This window comes from Gammaproteobacteria bacterium (assembly GCA_034522055.1).
GTDB lineage: Bacteria > Pseudomonadota > Gammaproteobacteria > JAABTG01 > JAABTG01 > JAABTG01.
The window spans coordinates 37,788-55,919 of record JAXHLS010000002.1; the positions used below are offsets into that span (position 1 = coordinate 37,788).

General features: G+C 62.5%; 11 protein-coding genes, 1 tRNA gene and 2 pseudogenes. 6 read left to right on the forward strand and 8 right to left on the reverse strand.

Going from position 1 to position 18,132, the window contains the following annotated elements; translation table 11 throughout:
- Positions 1–263: 263 nt before the first annotated feature.
- Positions 264–1,406 (forward strand): ATP-binding protein, encoded by a 1,143-nt coding sequence (locus U5S82_00410; protein ID MDZ7750140.1) that lies wholly within the window; start codon positions 264–266, stop codon positions 1,404–1,406.
- Between the two features lie 26 nt (positions 1,407–1,432).
- On the opposite strand, the gene U5S82_00415 is transcribed toward U5S82_00410, so the two are convergent.
- Positions 1,433–1,750, reverse strand: a complete 318-nt coding sequence (locus U5S82_00415; protein ID MDZ7750141.1) for a hypothetical protein — start codon at positions 1,748–1,750, stop codon at positions 1,433–1,435.
- Between U5S82_00415 and U5S82_00420 the strand changes: the two genes are divergently transcribed.
- The 5 genes and pseudogenes from U5S82_00420 to U5S82_00440 all read left to right on the forward strand — a co-directional run bounded on the left by U5S82_00420 (position 1,734) and on the right by U5S82_00440 (position 6,979).
- Positions 1,734–1,955, forward strand: coding sequence for a hypothetical protein (locus tag U5S82_00420; GenBank protein MDZ7750142.1), 222 nt, complete (start codon positions 1,734–1,736; stop codon positions 1,953–1,955). The genes U5S82_00415 and U5S82_00420 overlap by 17 nt on opposite strands.
- A gap of 116 nt (positions 1,956–2,071) precedes the next feature.
- Entirely contained in the window at positions 2,072–3,589 is a 1,518-nt protein-coding gene (locus U5S82_00425; GenBank protein MDZ7750143.1) for a MarR family transcriptional regulator, read from the forward strand.
- 918 nt (positions 3,590–4,507) lie between these two features.
- Positions 4,508–6,036 (forward strand): annotated as a pseudogene (gene istA / locus U5S82_00430) (IS21 family transposase).
- On the forward strand, positions 6,033–6,806 hold the full coding sequence (gene istB / locus U5S82_00435; protein MDZ7750144.1) for an IS21-like element helper ATPase IstB: 774 nt from the start codon (positions 6,033–6,035) through the stop codon (positions 6,804–6,806). Before istA ends, istB begins: the two are co-directional and overlap by 4 nt.
- A complete protein-coding gene (locus tag U5S82_00440) occupies positions 6,803–6,979 on the forward strand; it encodes a hypothetical protein (GenBank protein MDZ7750145.1) in 177 nt (58 codons plus the stop codon). The genes istB and U5S82_00440 overlap by 4 nt, the downstream gene beginning before the upstream one ends.
- A 914-nt stretch (positions 6,980–7,893) precedes the next feature.
- Here U5S82_00440 and U5S82_00445 read toward each other — a convergent pair.
- The 7 genes and pseudogenes from U5S82_00445 to U5S82_00475 all read right to left on the reverse strand — a co-directional run bounded on the left by U5S82_00445 (position 7,894) and on the right by U5S82_00475 (position 17,747).
- A complete protein-coding gene (locus U5S82_00445; protein MDZ7750146.1) occupies positions 7,894–8,379 on the reverse strand; it encodes a hypothetical protein in 486 nt (161 codons plus the stop codon).
- Positions 8,369–8,818, reverse strand: coding sequence for a helix-turn-helix transcriptional regulator (locus U5S82_00450; protein MDZ7750147.1), 450 nt, complete (start codon positions 8,816–8,818; stop codon positions 8,369–8,371). Before U5S82_00450 ends, U5S82_00445 begins: the two co-directional genes overlap by 11 nt.
- Complete coding sequence (locus U5S82_00455; GenBank protein MDZ7750148.1) at positions 8,805–9,197, reverse strand: hypothetical protein; 393 nt, start codon at positions 9,195–9,197, stop codon at positions 8,805–8,807. The genes U5S82_00450 and U5S82_00455 overlap by 14 nt, the downstream gene beginning before the upstream one ends.
- A gap of 236 nt (positions 9,198–9,433) precedes the next feature.
- Positions 9,434–9,595, reverse strand: a pseudogene (gene csrA / locus U5S82_00460) (carbon storage regulator CsrA).
- 166 nt (positions 9,596–9,761) lie between these two features.
- Positions 9,762–9,836: transfer RNA gene (locus tag U5S82_00465), tRNA-Val, on the reverse strand.
- A gap of 1,067 nt (positions 9,837–10,903) precedes the next feature.
- On the reverse strand, positions 10,904–17,038 hold the full coding sequence (locus U5S82_00470) for a putative Ig domain-containing protein (protein MDZ7750149.1): 6,135 nt from the start codon (positions 17,036–17,038) through the stop codon (positions 10,904–10,906).
- Positions 17,031–17,747 carry a hypothetical protein gene (locus U5S82_00475; protein ID MDZ7750150.1) on the reverse strand — a complete coding sequence of 239 codons (717 nt, stop codon included), beginning with the start codon at positions 17,745–17,747 and terminating at the stop codon, positions 17,031–17,033. The genes U5S82_00470 and U5S82_00475 overlap by 8 nt, the downstream gene beginning before the upstream one ends.
- Positions 17,748–18,132: the final 385 nt, after the last annotated feature.

Below are 18,132 nucleotides of genomic sequence, written 5' to 3' on the forward strand. Positions count from 1 at the left end.
CTCCTTTCGCACGGATGTAGGTCGGGATTCATCCCGACAATCAAAGAGGTTCCTTGGCATTCTTGGCGAGAGGAAATTCTTCTCTCAACACCCATGAATTTTGCTGACGAGCCCCAGGACTCCTGGGCATAGGATTGGTTTTCGGATGGCAAAACGTGGGCGGCCGACCTTTCTCACGTCTGCCATAAGGGGCAAAGTCATGCAAAAACGGAGTTGAACTCCATATTTGCATAATATACGCTGTTTACATGATCCCACGACGCATGCAAACCGAGCTGCTTGCCCAGCTTCGGGAGTACCCGATTGTCACAGTCATCGGGCCGCGTCAGGCGGGCAAAACCACGCTGGTGCGCGCGGCGCTGCCGGATTACGCCTATGTCAGCCTGGAAACCCCGGAAAACCGCCAGTTTGCCACCGAAGACCCGAAAGCCTTCCTGAAACAGTACCCCGGTAACGTCATTCTTGATGAGGTCCAGCGCACCCCGCTGTTGCTGAGCTATTTGCAGGGTGTCGTGGATGCGCAACCGGAAAACGGGCAGTTTGTGCTGACCGGTTCGCATCAACTGGAGTTACGTGCCGCCATCACCCAGTCACTGGCCGGGCGCACCGGGATGTTGCACCTGTTGCCCCTATCGATTGCCGAACTGGAAGCCGCCGACATCCGCTTCGATGCGTTCGAGGACTACATCCATCATGGTTTCATGCCGCGCGTATACGACCAGCAACAACGCCCGTACACCGCCTATGCCAACTACTACCAGACCTACGTGGAGCGCGATGTACGCCAGTTGATCCAGCTCAAGGATGCCACGCTGTTTGAAAAATTCGTCAAACTGCTGGCGGGGCGTACCGGGCAACTCATCAATTACCAGTCGCTGGCGAATGATGTCGGGGTGGATGGCAAAACCATCAGGCAATGGCTGTCGATACTGGAGGCCTCGTTTGTGGTTTTCAAATTGCCGCCGTATTTCGAGAATTTTGGCAAGCGTGTGATCAAGTCGCCCAAGTACTATTTCACCGATGTCGGCCTGTTGGCCTATTTGCTGGACATTGAAAAGGCCGCGCAGGTAACGCGCGACCCACTGGTCGGCAACCTGTTCGAAAATCTGGTGGTGCTGGAGGCGCTTAAGGCGCGTTATAACCAGGGATTGACGCCCAACCTGTATTTCTTCCGTGACAGCAATGGCGTGGAGGTTGATTTGTTATATAAATCCGGGCGTGATCTGAGCGGAATCGAAATCAAGGCCGCGGCCACCTGGCACAGCAGTTTCAAACAAGGCTTGCAGCCCTTTGCGGCAAAGCATCATCCGCTCAGCAACCGTTATGTCGTCTATGGTGGTGAGGGAATGGCTTTCAGCGATGGTTTGGTGGCTGTTTCTTACCGCGAAGTTGCGGATATTTTCTGATGCATTTCAACCCGCCTTGCGAAAGCTCAATTGATCCTTAAACCAGAGTCCATGAGCTTGAGGCGCGCCCGTATTCCGGCTGCTATTGACTCGGTTGTTCGTTCAGAGCCGTCCGCCGGCAGCTGTTCGAGCGTCGCATCGAGGGCGGGTGTTACGCGGGCACGCAGATCGGCCAGGACGTGTTGAATAGTCGTCTCGGATATAGCTGCGAGCGCGGCGGTTTGCACGAAGTGTCGTGTATGTATCTCGTGAATGACGTAGTGGCGGTTCTTTCCAACGGACATGGCCAGCTTTAGCTGATTACGGCGCAGCTGCCCGGCGTCCAGGTTGGGCTGGGCAGACATCAACTTCCGACAGCACGGCCGCTCCAGCCCCGTCCCGAACCAGTGGGCCCTCCCCGGCGGCGGCGAGCTCTACTTCTCCACCAGACTGTGGCCGGACTTCGACCGCCAGGAGTTCTTTCGAGCGCTGCTGGACTTCCAGGCGCGGCGGCGCGAAGAGTCCACGCGGGAAGACGCGGCACGGCCGGTGGACGTGACGCCGGTTTGACAGGGGTTCTGGAGGGGTTCTGGGGACAGTTTACCTAACCCGGCATAGCCGGAACCAAAATATCTCGGATCGCCTATCCTTATCCACAGCACCATCCAGGACAAGAGGGACAGGCCATGAATCCGTTCGTTGAACGTCACCAGAACAAGATCGCCGGTGTGCTCTCCTGTTTTGACCGGGTTGTCATCACCGGAACCCTTCCTGATATCGGTTATGCCGGCGCTATGGCGAGCTACCTCAGTTACCATAAGATCCGACTGTTCGACTACCCCCGGTGGGCAGAACCCCTGCGCGATGAGTTGCGCCACCATGCCGAGCAACTCGCCATCGAGGCCGGCATTGAGATCGAGTTCATCCGGCGCCACAAGGCCTTTCGCAAAGAAGACCGTATCAAGGCCATCATTGCGGAACGCGGCGGTCATCCCGGGCTGGTCCACATCTTCTCCGCCATGGAATCCTGCACCGCTTATCGCCCCTGGCATGACAAGAACACAGGCCATACCCTGCTCAAACCCACGTCAGGGAAATGCCTGCATTACTACTTCTACTTCATCGATGAGGCCTTTGGACTCTGTTACGTGCGGGTGCCCACCTGGGCGCCGTTCCGCCTGCAAGTCTACTTCAACGGCCATCACTGGCTGGCGCGCAGACTGGAAAAAGCCGGCATTCCCTTCGCGATGGCGGACAATGCCTTTCTGTCCATTGCCGATCCCGAGCAGGCTCAGACGCTTGCCGACCGGCTGGATGCCAAACAGCTTCACCGACGACTGAATCGATGGGCCAAACAGTTCTGCCCGGTAGCTCAGCGCTTTCGCTCCGGTTACCACTGGAGCTTGATGCAGGTGGAGTTCGCCACCGATGTCATCTTCCACCAGCAGGCCGAATTCCAGCCGCTCTACGAGTCCATCACCCGCACGGCGGTACAGGCCATTAAAGCCGACAATGTGGCCACCTTCCTTGGCCGTAAACTCGCCAGCACCTATCAAGGGGAGGTCGGTAACGATTTCAGCACCCGTATCCAGGGTACACGCATCCGCCACCAGATGGGGCCGGCCAGCATCAAACTCTACGATAAAGCCGGCATCATGGCGCGTGTGGAATGCACCACCAACGATGCCTCATTCTTCAAAATCCACCGCTGGGTGGAACAACGTGACGGCTGGCAACAGTGGAAACTGGCACCGCTACGCAAAAATATCTACAGCCTGCGCGATCTGCGCAAGCTGATGAACGCCGCCAATGAGCGCTATCTCGCCTATATGGCGGCAATCGACAATCCTGACGCCGGACTCAAGGACATCGATAAAATGTCCAGCCCCGCCAGGGACCAGGGCCGTTCATTCCGTGGCTTCAATCTGTTCCAGAAAAAGGACTATCATCTCTTCCTCGCCATCGGGCGGGGCGAATGGTCAATCAGTGGCTTCCGTGCCGCCGATCTGCGGGCCTCTATGCCCGATCTATCACCCAGTCAATCATCCTATCTACTCAAACGGTTACGAACCCACGGACTGATCAAGAAAGTGGGACGTCGCTACAAGTATTACCTTACAAAGTTTGGGCGTCGCGTCCTGGCTGCATCACTCAAGATGCGTGAATATTGTGTTCTCCCTGCACTCTGTGCTGACAGGGCATGAGAATTTCTTGGCATTCTTGTCCAAGATTTCAGTGGTAAGGTACTAATGGGGGTCAAGCCTACTCTATGCGCTGTAGCGGCATGGGAAGATCATTGGATCAATGTTTTGAAAAAAGCTGGGGAGCTTTGCCCGAAGGGGTACGACATAGTTAATCAATCCTCCCGAGTGTAGCTGGCTGTAAAAACCCGCGCATATCTGGCGAAGGATTGATTGCCAGGCCAACCAGTCGCTGAGCCGGCAGGCGTGCGGCGGCAAGCAACCGGTGACAAGAGTGCCGGAATCGGGTAGATGAAGAGGGGCCGTTGAGACAGGTGCGATACCGGGTGTAATTGACTTGGCCGTCGACCCCGGTATCGCACCCCGGGCCGTGCAGAGCACGTGCCCGCACACTATTTCTCGTTTTCCCCTGACAATCAAGTCCTCATCGGCCTGGATCGCCGATGGAGAACCCTGCACGCCTGTACAACTGCGCCCGTTGTCATCGTCAGGTGATGATTTGCAGTGGCTGTGACCGCGGCAACATCTATTGCCCTGAGGGGTGTGCGCAGGCGGCACGAAGCGCGTCTCTGCGGGCCGCCGGCTGGCGCTACCAGCAGAGCCGCAATGGCCGGCACAAGCATGCCGCGCGGCAACGCCGCTACCGGGCGAGAAGGCAGAAAGTGACGCATCAGGGTTCCCCGGCCCCGTCCCCTCATGATCCACTACCCCCCGTTCCGGCGAGGCCGGCTGGCCGCCGCGGTGCGGATGGCGCGCCGATGAGGGCGCACATTCACTGCCACTTCTGCGGCCGTGAGTGCGGGCCCTTCCTGCGTACCGGCCCGCTTCATCGCGCCACCGCCGCCGCTGCGCTCGGAACAGTCACCCGACAGGGGCCACCAGGCGCCCGGGCTCAGCCCCCTTGAGCCGCCCGGCCACGAGATGAGGAGAAACGCATTGGCCATCAGTAAAGAACAAGAGGCGCAGATCCTGCGCTATCACTACGTCGAGAAGTGGCGGGTGGGCACCATTGCCAGCCAGTTGGGCGTACACCACAACGTCGTCAATCGGGTGCTCTCCCAGGCCGGCATGCCGAAGGTCGAGCGGGCTGCGCAGCCGTCGATGATCGATCCTTATCTGCCGTTCATCACCGACACCCTGGCGCAGTTCCCCACGCTCACCGCCAGCCGCCTCTACGGCATGGTGCGTGAACGGGGCTACCCCGGCGGCCCCGACCACTTCCGCCATCAGCTCGCCTGTTACCGGCCACGCCCCCGGCCCGAGGCCTTTCTGCGCCTGAAGACCCTGCCCGGCGACCAGGGACAGATCGACTGGGGCCATTTCGGCAAGCTCACCATCGGCCGCGCAACCCATGCCCTGATGGCCTTTGTCATGGTGCTCAGCTACTCCCGGCGCATTTTTTGCGCTTCTTCCTCGGTGCCAAGATGGCCAACTTCCTGCGGGGCCACGAGGCGGCCTTCACTGCCTGGAACGGCCTGCCCAAGGTCCTGCTCTACGACAACCTCAAAAGCGCCGTGCTGGAGCGCCAGGGTGAGGCCATCCGCTTCCATCCCACCTTGCTCGAGTTCGCCGCCCACTACCGCTTCGAGCCCCGTCCGGTGGCGGTGGCCCGGGGCAACGAGAAGGGGCGGGTGGAGCGCGCCATCCGTACGGTACGCGATAACTTCTGGGCGGCGCGCCAATGGACCGATCTCGATGATCTCAACGCCCAGGCCGAGGCCTGGTGCAACGGCTGGGCCATGGACCGGCCCTGTCCGGAGGATCGTGCCCTCTCGGTGCGCCAGGCCTTTGAGCAGGAGCCCCTGCTGGCGCTGCCCCATAACCCCTATCCCACCGACGAGCGGGTCGAGGTCCACATCGGCAAGACCCCTTACGCGCGCTTCGAGCGCAACGACTACAGCGTGCCCCACACCCATGTGCGCCGCACCCTCACCGCTTCGGCCTCCCCCACCGAGGTGCGGATCCTCGACGGCGGGGACGTCATCGCCCGCCACCCGCGCAGCTACGACAAGGGCCGGCAGATCGAACAGCCGGAACACATCGAGGCGCTGGTCCAGATCAAACGCCAGGCCCGACATCATCGCGGCCAGGACCACCTGGCCCAGGCCGCACCGGCCAGCCGGCAGTTACTGGTCCAGGCCGCCGAGCGCGGCGACAACCTCGGCGCCATCACCGCAGCCCTGCTGCGCCTCCTCGATGCCTACGGCGCCCCCGAGCTGGAAGCGGCCATCCAGGAGAGCCTGGCCCAGGGGGTGGCCCACCCCAATGGCGTGCGTATCGCCCTGCAGCGTAGACGCGAGGCGAGAAACCAGCCGCCCCGGGTGGGGGTACGCATCGACCACGCGCGTGCCAGAGGGCTGGTGGTACGCACCCATGATCTGGGCGGCTACGACGCCTTGCAGTCCACCCCGCCCGAAACCGAAGACGATACCCAGGAGGAGCCCGAATGATCCCTAACGCATCCCTGAAAGAACGGGCCACGGCCCTCAAGCTCCATGGCCTGCTGAGCCATTGGGAGGAGAGCGCCGACGCTGGCTGGGTCGAGTCCCTGATCCAGTGGGAAGAGGAGGAACGCGCCCACCGCAGCCTCGAGCGGCGCATGAAAGGGGCGCGGCTGGGCCGCTTCAAACCCCTGGCCGACTTCGACTGGGGCTGGCCCAGCCGCTGCGACCGGGAACTGGTCAGTGAGCTGATGCGCCTCGACTTCCTCACCGAGGCGGTCAATATCATCCTGGTGGGACCCAACGGGGTGGGCAAATCCACCCTGGCCCGCAACATCGCCCATCAAGCGGTGCTGGCCGGCCACAGCGTCCTCTTTACCAGCGCCGGCCAGATGCTCAATGACTTGGCCGCCCAGGACGGCGACAGCGCCCTCAAGCGGCGCCTCGCCCGCTACGCCCGCCCTCAACTCCTGGTGGTCGACGAGGTGGGGTATCTCGCCTACTCCAATCGCCATGCCGATCTGCTGTTCGAGATCGTCTCCCGCCGCTACGAGGAGAAATCCACCCTGGTCACCACCAATCGGCCCTTCGCCGAATGGGGTGAAGTCTTTCCCAACGCCTCCTGCGTGGTCTCCCTCGTGGACCGGCTGGTACACCGCTCCGAGATCCTCACTATCGAAGGTGAATCCTACCGGCTCAAGGAGGCCAAGGAGCGACAGCAGCAACAGGCACAGCGGCGCCGAGCCGCCGCCAAATCCAACAAAGGGGCCCAATCATGACCCGTCCCCCGATACCGGACTACTGGACGCCAGAGCAGGCATTGGCAGTCTATGACTTTATCGACGACCTCCGCGATGCCATCTGGAGCCGATACGATCGGCAGCTGGTCGAGCTCATGCAACAAGAACGCATAACGACCTTTGAAGTCGACGACGATGACTTGACCTTCTGAGCCGACTCTTAAGCCCACCCCGGCGGCGTGACCTGGCTTGAGTCGAGGCGACCTATCCGCGCTGAGGCCGAGTCACGCCGCCTGAACCTGCGACTGCGACCTTCGCCATTTATGCGCGGATTTACTCAGCCGCTAACACCCGAGTAATTGCGATACTGAGTCTGAACATACTGCATGATGTTTTTGCCGCGAGGATAAAGCCCCACACGAGTAAGGCGCGTCACCCGCCCCCCGAGCAACGAAGAATCGCTGCATCGTCCTTAACGTGAAAGTCGCGAAGCACGAACTCCCCCTCTCCCTCTGGGACAAATCCGTCGGGAACGGATTTGAACGCGCCTCGGCGCGGCCCGCAGGGCGAAGGGCAGGATGCCCGGAGTACAGGGACGGGGTGAGGGAACGAACATGGCGATACGCGCTCCGCTTTCATCATTTTGGGTGGCGTGTATCGCCATGAGAGTTAACGCCGATTGTCGGGGAGCAAGTGAGTAGCGGAGATCACCGTTTGGCTGGCGGCCCCACTGGAGGCCGCTGGCCTGGAACCTGAAGAGGTGGACGAAGGGCTAAGTGACCTGCGCCAGAACTGGAGGGGCCCCTCAACCACCAGGCTTGCTGCATCACCCACCCACAAAAAGCCTCGGCAGAGCGGGGCTTGGTAGGGACACGGAGAGGGCAAGCGCTCCAGGGGTTGCTCCCCAGGGCGCCCGCCTCGGTGGCGGCTTCCAGGCGCCGCCGCCCTGCGCCGTCGCGCTTGGCTAGGTCCGGCGGGCAAGGGAAGGGGTCCGTGTGGCCTCCCGCGTGCCTTCAGGGGTGCCGGCAGGCGTGTGCCGCTACCATCCACCAGGAAGGGGGAGAGGCGATCGGTTACCACCCGACAGGTTTGGCGATTGCTGTCCCAGGCGTGGGGTCTTGGGGGGTTATGACGACCCGCCGCAGTCTTCGTTTGAAACCTGCTCTTCCATCTGTTCAATCCTAAGAGACAATGCCTTCATTTCTCCTTCTTCTGTCTGTGCGTGAACGCGAATCTTGCCGGGTTCTTCAAGGACAATTGGGGATATGACGACATTAAACTGATGGACTGTAGCGTGGTCTGCAAGGTTCTCGTCTGGCGATTCTTCTAAGGACGGAGCATCTATACTCAAAAGATCATCGTCGATAGAAAACTCTTTCAAGAGATCATCGTCCTTGAAGATCCTAAGCGTCAAAGAGCGAATCGGATGGTCCAAGGGGCTTATAAGCCTTGCGAAAAAACATAGCTTCGGAAGTGAGACGGGGAATTCTCTAACGAACAAGACATTAAAATAAATCCCAATAAGCGACACCTTACCACCCACTTCGTGGCGAATGTCGTCACAATAGATTATCTCGATATGACGTCCGTTCATTGAGATCTCACTTTTCATTATTATTCTTTTCTTGGCGCCTCAGGGCTAAATCGATAATATTCAGATCAACACCTAAGGCTCCTGCGAGTCGTCGGCAAGTATCTATTGTCAGATTGTCATTCCCGCGCTCGATTCGAGCTATGTGTGATTGGCTAGTGCATATCTCCCGCGCAAGTTCAACCTGAGACAAGCCTTTTCGAAGCCTAAGCGTGCGAACAGTAACGCCCTCGCCTTCATGGAATGTAACGGCAATCCACTGCCTTGCCTCCTTCAGCCCCTTTGCTTTCTCTGGATCTGAACTCCAACGTTTAACTAGATCATCAATCTCCGTGTATTTTTCAGGAGTGTTAATCCTTTCAGCGGGAGCCTCGAAAGCCAATACCCTGCCTGGAGCCAGTTCGGTTGATGTCTCGTCTACTTTTCCCAGCGTCGGATACTTTCGATCAGAGTTCTTCATAAGCTCGCCTGATTCGCACGGTCAATGGATGTGCCTCCGCATAATTAAAACTGCGTGGCGCCACAGCTAGTATGTAGTAATGATGCTTCTTGGGATCAAAGGCGTAGATGACCCGGTAGCGAAGTCCAGTGTCCTCGAGATCCCAAATCTTCAATCGCCACAGGTTCCGGCCCTTATGCCATTGTTCCTGCCACTTGCTCACGTCGAAGTCAGCGCTACGATTCGCACCGTACTTGTGCTGAGTAAGCCGGTCCAAGAGACCTTGATTCCCTTTCAGTTCTTCGAGCAGAACCGTAATCCTTTTCGCAACGTCAAAGTCGGTGAGCCAAAGGGTATCAAGGTCTGCTACCGCATCATCATGGAGAAATAGGGCGAACAATATATCTACCTAGATATAAGCTAGTCAACAAGAATCGGGGGATCAACATCAGAATGTGCGATGTGTCTCACCATAAATTCCACTCCCAAGGCGGGTCTGAGTTGGAAGCTTCCCACAACCCCGTGCCGGCCCTCTGGCAGCATCCTCCGCAAAAGCCCCCCGGAAGGCCCTGAGCGGTCCCAGGAGCGGTTATCCAGATTCCGGTGTATAGGTGGGGGAGCCCCTGGTGGCGGTTCGCCTGCCTGAATACGCTGGTAAATCTCCTCCCGATGCACCTGGACGTCCCGGGGTGCCTCCACCCCAATACGCACCTGATTCGCCTTCACTCCGAGCACGGTCACGGTGATGTCGTCATTGATGCGGAGGGCTTCGCCTACGCGGCGGGTGAGGATGCGCATGGGGTGCCTCCTTGCGTTGTCTTGAAACCCTACCAACCGAGGGAGGGTTTTTCCTGATATCCCCTGACTGGTGGATCCGAGGCGGATCCGGTTGATCTGTGGTTGATCCGGGCCGCCATCCTTGGGTTTTGGGCAGGCCGGACATTCCGTAAGGCCTTGTTTTTGTTGGTAGGCGCGAGTGGGATCGAACCACCGACCACCACCATGTCAAGGTGGTGCTCTACCGCTGAGCTACGCGCCTGTGGAAGGGCGGAAAGATACTCGAATGCCCCCCGGGGGGCAAGTCACCTTTGCCGTCGCAGAGTTTAAGGTGTCAGGAACCGTTTCCGTTCAACCCCCCTTTCAACCACGAAACACGCGAAATGAACGAAAGGGTCCTGGCCGGCAGATCAGGCAAGGGCGAGGGCCTGGAAGAACCCGGGCGGCCGGGGGGCGAGACCACCCTCCCTATCACCTCTTTATCCAATCCAGAATCTTTTTCAACTACGAAATACGCGAAAGACGCGAAGGTTAACCACGAAACACACGAAATATCACGAAAGATCAGGAACGACATAATGGGTGCCGGATGCGGCCCTGCCCTGGCCAGTCCTATACCATGCGGCATGGGAATGTGGCCGCGATGGCTCCAGGCTTGCACGGTGACGGCAGGCCCCTGATCACCCATTACATTTCGCGCCTTTCGCGTCTTTCGTAGTTACCGTTTAAGTTTATCTTTTGTGTCTTTCGCGTGTTTCGTGGTTTGCGTTTTTGCTCTCAGCCGTCTGTCGGGCTGAAGCCCGACCTACAAACACCCCCCCACGGCGCGTTCCTTCGGCACGGATGTGGGTCGGGATTCATCCCGACATCCAAGCCTCGCCGCACGCACCACGGGCCGGGTCGGAACCCTCCGCGGGCTGTCGGGCTGAAGCCCGACCTACAAACACCCCCCACGGCGCGTTCCTGTGGCACGGATGTGGGTCGGGATTCATCCCGACATCCAAGCCCCGCCGCACGCACCACGGGTCGGGTCGGAACCGTCCGCGGGCTGTCGGGCTGAAGCCCGACCTAGGTCTGTCGGGCTGAAGCCCGACCTAGGTCTGTCGGGCTGAAGCCCGACCTACAAACACCCCCCCACGGCGCGTTCCTTCGGCACGGATGTGGGTCGGGATTCATCCCGACATCCAAGCCCCGCCGCACGCACCACGGGCCGGGTCGGAACCCTCCGCGGGCTGTCGGGCTGAAGCCCGACCTAGGTCTGTCGGGCTGAAGCCCGACCTACAAACACCCCCCACGGCGCGTTCCTGTGGCACGGATGTGGGTCGGGATTCATCCCGACATCGAGGCGGCGGGCTCCCAGTGGGCGGCGAGGAGGGTGGCGGTGTCCTGGGGGTGCTCGCGGACGGCCTGGTGCCAGGTGTCGATGCCGGGATCGTCGGCCACGAACTGGTTCATGGCCTGGATGAGCAGGGCCACCTGGGTGTCCACCAGGGTGTCGCCGGCGGCGGTGGTGAAGCGCTCGATGCGCTGGGTGTCGTCACGAAACCACGCGGCGACGGTGAGGGAGGCATCGTCCCCGGGGCCCTGGATGACGAGGTCGTCCCCGATTCGGGCGAAGGCGAGATGGTCCCGGCGCATCGTGGAAAAGCGCACGGTGTCGTCGTCGGCGCTGTCCACGATGCGGTCGTGACCGGTGGGGAAGCCCAGCATGCCGAGGGCCAGCGTCTCGTCCCACAAGTAGACGTCGTCGCCGGGCCCGCCCTCCAGGCGGTCGTCGCCCCAGCCGGCCACCAGGGTGTCGTCGCCCGCGCCGCCGTACAGGGTGTCGTCGCCGGCTCCGGCATGGAGGCGATCATTGCCTGCACCGCCGTATAGGGGTATGCCGTCGTCGAAGGCATAGAGGGTATCGTCCCCGGGGGTAGGGGTGGTGAGGCGCGCGGCGATGTCGGCGGCGCTCCAGTGGGCGTCGGCGCTGCCGTCGCCGTTGATGTCGAAGTCGATGCCGGCGAAGCCGCTGGTGTCCGCCCCCGCGGGGCTGAAGAAGTCCTCCTGGCTGCCCACCGTCAGCCCTCCCGTGTGGAGCCCGAAGCCGCGGCCGAGCCCGGGACGCCAGTACGTCCGGCGCTCATCGCCGAGGCGCGCATCCGAGTAGTGGAAGTGCCCCCGCTTCACGGTGACCTCGTCCGGGGACGGGCCCACCAGCTCGATGCGGTCGCCGGGCCCGAGGCGCACCTCGCTCTCCCCCGTGAGGCCGGCGCCGAAACGGTAGGTGTCCGCGCCGGGCCCGCCGTACATCTCGTCCAGGCCGTCGCTGCCCACCAGCACGTCGTCGCCCTCGAAACCCTTCAGCACGTCGTCATAGGCCGCGCCCGTAATATGATTGTCCAGGGCGTTGCCGTAGGCCCGGGGGCGGTAATACACATGCTCCCACGGGCCCATTATGCCCCACTGACCCATGGTCTGGCGGGCCGCTTCGGACACCACCAGGCGCTCCACGTGGTCCGCCAGCCGTGCACCCGGACCGTTGGGGTGGCCGAGCACCACGGTATCCACGCCCTCGCCCGGCCGCTCCAGCACCCGGTCGTCGGGGTGGTCCACCGTGTAGTGGTCAGCTCCCGGCCCTCCCACCAGCACGTCGACGCCGCCACCGCCGTCCAGGACGTCGTCCCCCGCCCCGCCCACCAGCACATCCGCCTCCGCACCGCCCGTGAGCACGCGGGCCGGGGGGGCGGCCGGCCCGGGGGCCACCGTCACGGCCAGCTCCACCGGCAGGGCGTCGCCGTCACCGTCCGTGGCCACCACCTCCAGGGCGAGGGGCCCTACGGCCTCCGGGCCGGGGGTGCCGTGAAAAGTCCGGGTGGCGGCGTCGAAGGTGAGCCAGTCGGGCAACGAGGTGCCATCGGCCCCTTGGGCACGGTAGCTCAGGGGGCTGCCGTCACCGCTGGCGACGGTCTCCGCCGGCAGCGCGTAATAGAACACCGCGCCGGCAATGGCCTCGGGGGCCTCGGGCGGCACCGCCACCACCGGCACCGCATCGAGGCCCGGCACGGTGATGTCGATGATGTGCTCGGGCAGGGCTATCTCGTGATTCCGCACCTGGAGACGCACCTCGAAACGGGCCATATCGTCCGTCGACGGGGTGCCGTACAGGGCATTGGTCGTGGCATCGTAATGGAGCCAGTCTGGCACGATGGCAGGGGGAGTCTCTCCGCCGTCGTCATCACCCACCATAATAAGGGTGTCGTTCATGGGCAAATCAGCAAGACGCATACCGTCGGTGATATGACGAAGGGGCGTTTGAATAACCCCCTGGTGGAAGGCAATCTGCGTCTCCAACCACGTGCCCTCTGGGGCATGGCCCGCCCCCGGGTTCTCGTCGGCCGCGATGGTGAGAAACAGCGTGGGCGCGAAGGGCAGTTCATAGCGAAAGGGTGCGAGGGGCCGCGCCCGGGCATCCGGCGGCGTGGCATACAGGGGGTTGCGCTCCCGCGGCAGGGCCACGTCCAGCGCGAAGGACTGGGGGGCCGATGCGCCGCCGTAAGGATCCATGGCCGTCAGGTGGGCGGTGAAACGCCCCTGATCCATCTCCCCCGGCGTCCCGGTCAGGGCCCCCGTGGCGGCATCGAAGGCCAGCCAGTCCAACTCGACGGGCAAGGATCCACCCTGACGGGTGATGTCCAGACGATAGCTCAGGGGGTCCCCGTCCGCGTCCACGAAGGCCCCCGCGGGCGGCGTGAAGGCGAAGGGGGCGTCCACCGTGGCATGGTGCGGGGACAGGGCCGCGCCCACTGCCGGGGCGCGGTTGTGGAAATAGCGGTCCAGGGTGGCCCTCGTCAGGACCGGACCGGTCCCCAAGCGCACCTCGGCCAGCCGCACCTCGGCCAGCCCATGGTCTACCCAGGAGGGAAGCATCACGTCGCTGGGGCCATGACTGAGGCGCAGGGCGTCACCCGCGCGGGTGATGGCGAGGTTCGCCACGTCACCGGCGCCGAGAAAGCTGAGGCTATCGGCGCCCGCGCCGTCCACGATGGTGACCTCAGCGGTCAGCCCTGAGGCCACCAGGTAGCTGTCGTCCCCCGCGCCCCCGTGATAGACATCATCGCCCCCCTGGAACACCAGCACGTCGTCCCCCGCAGTGGCCGTCTCCTCGTCGGTGCCCGGGGTGCCGGCGACGAGGGCCGCGGGGGGCGCCAGGGCCGCGAAGCGCTCGATGTCCCGGCGCACCAGCACCAGACCACCCACGTCGAGGGTGTCCACACTGCTGGCGGCCCAGCCGGCGAGGGTGAGGCTGTCACCGTCGCCGTAGTCGATGTGCAGCGCCCCACCGGCCAGGCCAAACTGCAGCTGCCCCAGGTGGAGGCCGCCGCTGAAGTGTACGGTGTCGGTCCCTACCGTGTCCCGGAGGAGGTCCTGCCCGTCCCCCGGGGCAAAATAGTAGTGGTCGTCGCCCCGGCCCCCGTACAGCGCATCCGCCCCCGACCCGCCCCATAGGCGATCGGCACCCGCGCCGCCATGGAGCACATCGTCACCCGCCCCGCCGTGCAGATCGTCATCGCCCCAGTCGCCGTAGAGGACGTCATCCCCGGTCTGCCCTGGTGCCGTCGGGTGGTCACCGTGGAGCAGGTCGTGGCCGCCACCGCCCGCCAGGGTGTCATCGCCGTCGTTGCCCCACAGGGCGTCGTGATCCGCGCCCCCCAGCAGGGTGTCGTCTCCCGCACCACCCACCATGAAGTCGTGACCGGCCCCGCCCACCACCACGTCGTCGTCCCAGTCCCCGAACAGGCCATCGTCGCCGGCGCCCCCCACCAGCACGTCGGCGCCGTCGAAGCCATGAAGAAAATCGTCTCCGGCTCCACCATAAAGATGGTCCGCGCCACCCGCGGCGTGGGGCGCCCCCGGCAGTTGCAGCACCAGGTCGCCATTGGACATATCCAACGGGCCCAGGGCCACCGCGCTTGACAGGCTCGAGGACCGCACCGCCTTGGCCTTCTCGTCCGCGGCCCGGGGGCGCAGCACCACCCGCATGTCCCAATCGCGCCCGGTGGCGTAGGCGCTGCCCTCGCCGAACACGATGTCGTTGTCCGCACCGCCGTGCAGCACGTCCGCACCACTGCCCCCGAACAGGGCATCGCCCCCCGCGCCCCCCTTCAGCACGTCATCGCCCCTGTCTCCCGACAGCACATCGGTCTCTCCGCCCCCCAGCAGGCGGTCATCTCCCCAGTTGCCCCGCAGCACGTCCCGCCCGGCGCCCCCCTGGAGCAAATCATCACCGGTACCGCCATCGAGGTAGTCGTCGCCTCGGCCGCCGAGGACCATGTCGGGGCCATCCTGGCCGTAGAGATCATCGTCGCCCCCGTAGCCGAACAGCTGGTTGGCCTGGCCATCCCCGGCCACGCCGTCCTCGACGTCGTGGATGGTGGCGCCCCGATCGTCACCCGAGGTGCCATGGAACAGGGTGTAGGTCACCGCCTCCGGCGCCTCATCGGACAGCACGATGCCAAGCTCACCCGGCTGGAAATCCTCGATGGTGAGCTGCCCACCGCTGGCGCGGGTGACAGTCAGCACCGTGCCGGCCAACGCGTAGTGGACGCGCTTATCGGCGCTGGTGTAGCTCGGGATCCCGACGGTTTCGGCCACGCCCCCCGAAAGCACCTGGCCGCCGAACAACACCAGGCCGTCGCCATCGCTGTCCGCCACCACATCGCCGGGACGCGCGAAGTAGATGTCCCGACCCCGACCGCCCCGCAGCATGTTGGAGCCCGGGCCCGCCGCCGGATCATGGCCGCCGAGGAGAATATCGTCGCCCGCCCCACCCGCCAGCACGTCATTACCCGGGCCACCGTAGAGGCGATCCGCACCCTGCCCCCCCTCCAGCCGATCATCCCCCTTACCGCCGTAGAGACTGTCACCGCCACCGCCGCCGTAGAGATGGTCACCGACTTCACCACCATACAGCTCACCACCGCCCTCGGTAGGTCCGAAAAGATATCGAGCCGTATCCCTTCCTGGCTTCCTGTTCTTCAGGAACAGAAAACCGTCGGCGGCCGCCTCCGTGAGCATGGCTATGCCGGAGTCCATATCCAGGTAATAGGCGTTTGTCATGTCCCCCGGGATATAGTTCTCATTGGCCCGGTTACGGGTCATGAGCTTCTCGAGCATGGTGGCGCGGTCCGTGATGTACGCGGGACTCATGCCGCCATCGTTCGCCGTGTTATTCAGGTCGAGTTGGCCATGATCATTGAAAGCCTCGAAAAGATTCGGCAGCCCTTCCACGGCGAAGGGCGCCAAATGAAGCAGGGCATAGCGGTAGGCGAGACCCTCCGGGGCCAAAGCCCGGGCAGCGATATCGGCGGCGTCCATTCGGGACAGATCCATGACTGTCAATTCCCCAAGGGACCACCGCTCCCGGCCGGCACGTAGGGTCTCTACCACCCGGCGGTGGAAGTCCTTCTGGTCCCCATCGGGCCCCAAGGGCTGCGCACCCGGCGCGAGCAGCGCGGCCAACTGATTGTATACGGCAATCAACCCGGCCCGGGATTCGGCTTCGTTGGTGCTTGCCTCCACCACGTCCACCAGTTGCGGCATGTCCACCTGAGGGTCCAGAGCATTGATTAACAAGGCCATGGACCCGTGCTCCGAGGGGTATGCCGCCAGGGCGGTATCCACCGTCAACAGGTCCACGGAGTAGTCGATTAGATCGGCCAGGCCTTCGTTGAACCAGGACTGACTATAAAAAGCTTCTCCAAAAATTTTTCCGCCTTGAAACGCTAACCACAGTGATAACCCCGCCGCACCGGCTCGAGCGACCACATGAACAACCGACCCCCCGCCTAGCTGTAGGGTCGTGCCGCCGGCCAAACGCAAATTGCCGGTCCTCACCGCCTCCTGCATGACCCGGGTGACACCGGCGATACTGGAGGTGCTCGTATAGGCCAGCTCGTTGGCGACGATGGCCGCGGCCGCGGAGGGGGGCTCGCCACGGCTTGCCGCCCCGTCCAGTTGCGATTTGAGGTCGACATAACTGATGGCCGCACCCACTCCGTGGCCCATCACCGTGGACAACATATCGCCGCTAACACCAAACACCTGCCCCACGGCGACCCGAAAATCCCTCTGGGAGCCGGCGAACTGGTCCAGAAACTCCCGCTGGGCCTGCTCCACACCCTGGCGGATCTGGTGGCCCAATTGCTGATGATAGGCCTTGTGAGGGGAGCCCGCCGGCAGCCGGGAAGCCTCCAGGAAGGCCTCGTCCATCAAGGCCTGCAATTGGTTGACCCGCGCCACCTGGACAAAGGCGGACATGGCGGTCTCGGTCTTTAGGACGGTCTCCAGGAATGCCGGTTCCAACACCCCGAATAGCCGCAGCACCTGGAGTTCGGCGAACTTCTGAGTCGCCGCACCCACGGTGGTCTCGCCGCCCTCCAGCAGCAGTCGATACTGTTCGGCCGTATCCCGTTCACTCATGGTTTACCCTCCGTAGTAATCGGGCCCAACGACCCAGTAGAATCATATAGTCCCTCAGGATGCATATGGAGACTGCAAATAGGAAAGACGCAAAAATTAGATATTTTAGCACCCAGGAAAACCACATCCCAAATTCTCCAGATGCAATATCTTTATAGAAACTTAACCCTTTAGCCTGTGGACTGGTGGTATTCTCCGAACCCAATATGGCCCACCAAATCCCAGAGGTAATCAGCAGGATCAACGTCGACCAAAACACCCGACTGAACGCCGACCGCGGCTTGGTCTCGGGCTCACGTGCGCGCGCCTGACGCAGAGGATCGGTGACGAAGTTGTCACCGCCAGCAGGTTTGGTGGTGGTGAGGGGAGTGATCACCAGATACCGGTAAATGCCGTTCCTGTCGCTGTTGAGCCACAGATAAAAAAGCCACACCTTGACGGGCACCACCAGCAGGGTCAGGGCCAAATAGACCCTGATCACCTCCCCGTTCTCTGATCCATACACGGAGACCTTTCCGATCACTGGCGCCAGCTGCTCCACCAACCCCACCAGTCGAGCGAGCATGGGCGACTGGGTCAACAGGTCCCCGGGCACCTGATACGCCAACAGCAGCTCCAGCAAGAGCAGTGTCAACAGCGCACATAACGGTTGCCTTCGGGGGTTGCAGCCAATCCACCCGCGCTTGGTATTCACAACGGTATTATCCATCCACCCCCCTCCGTCAGGCGTGAAGCTCGCATCTCTCCAAGGGAGCACCACCCAATATGTGCTCTTCCATACATTCCCGTGGACCGGATATATCCTCGCCGCCTCCGCGCCGTCTCTCCAAGACGCTTCATCCGGAGGTTCAGGGAATATGCCGACAATCGAAGGGGCAATTTGCCGTCCCGTGCAAATGACCGGGGCAGCCAGGCAATGGCAGCAGTAGGGGCCAGACTGAAACAAACGAGTCGCCGGACACGCCGGGCATTCAGAAAGCGACCGTTGGAGACGATGGCGCGGCCCCGAGGGCGATGGCGATAACGCGGGCTGGGGATCGCCGGCACGGTTGCGCCTAGCCCAGAAGGGATAAAGCGGCGGAGAGTTATCGGAC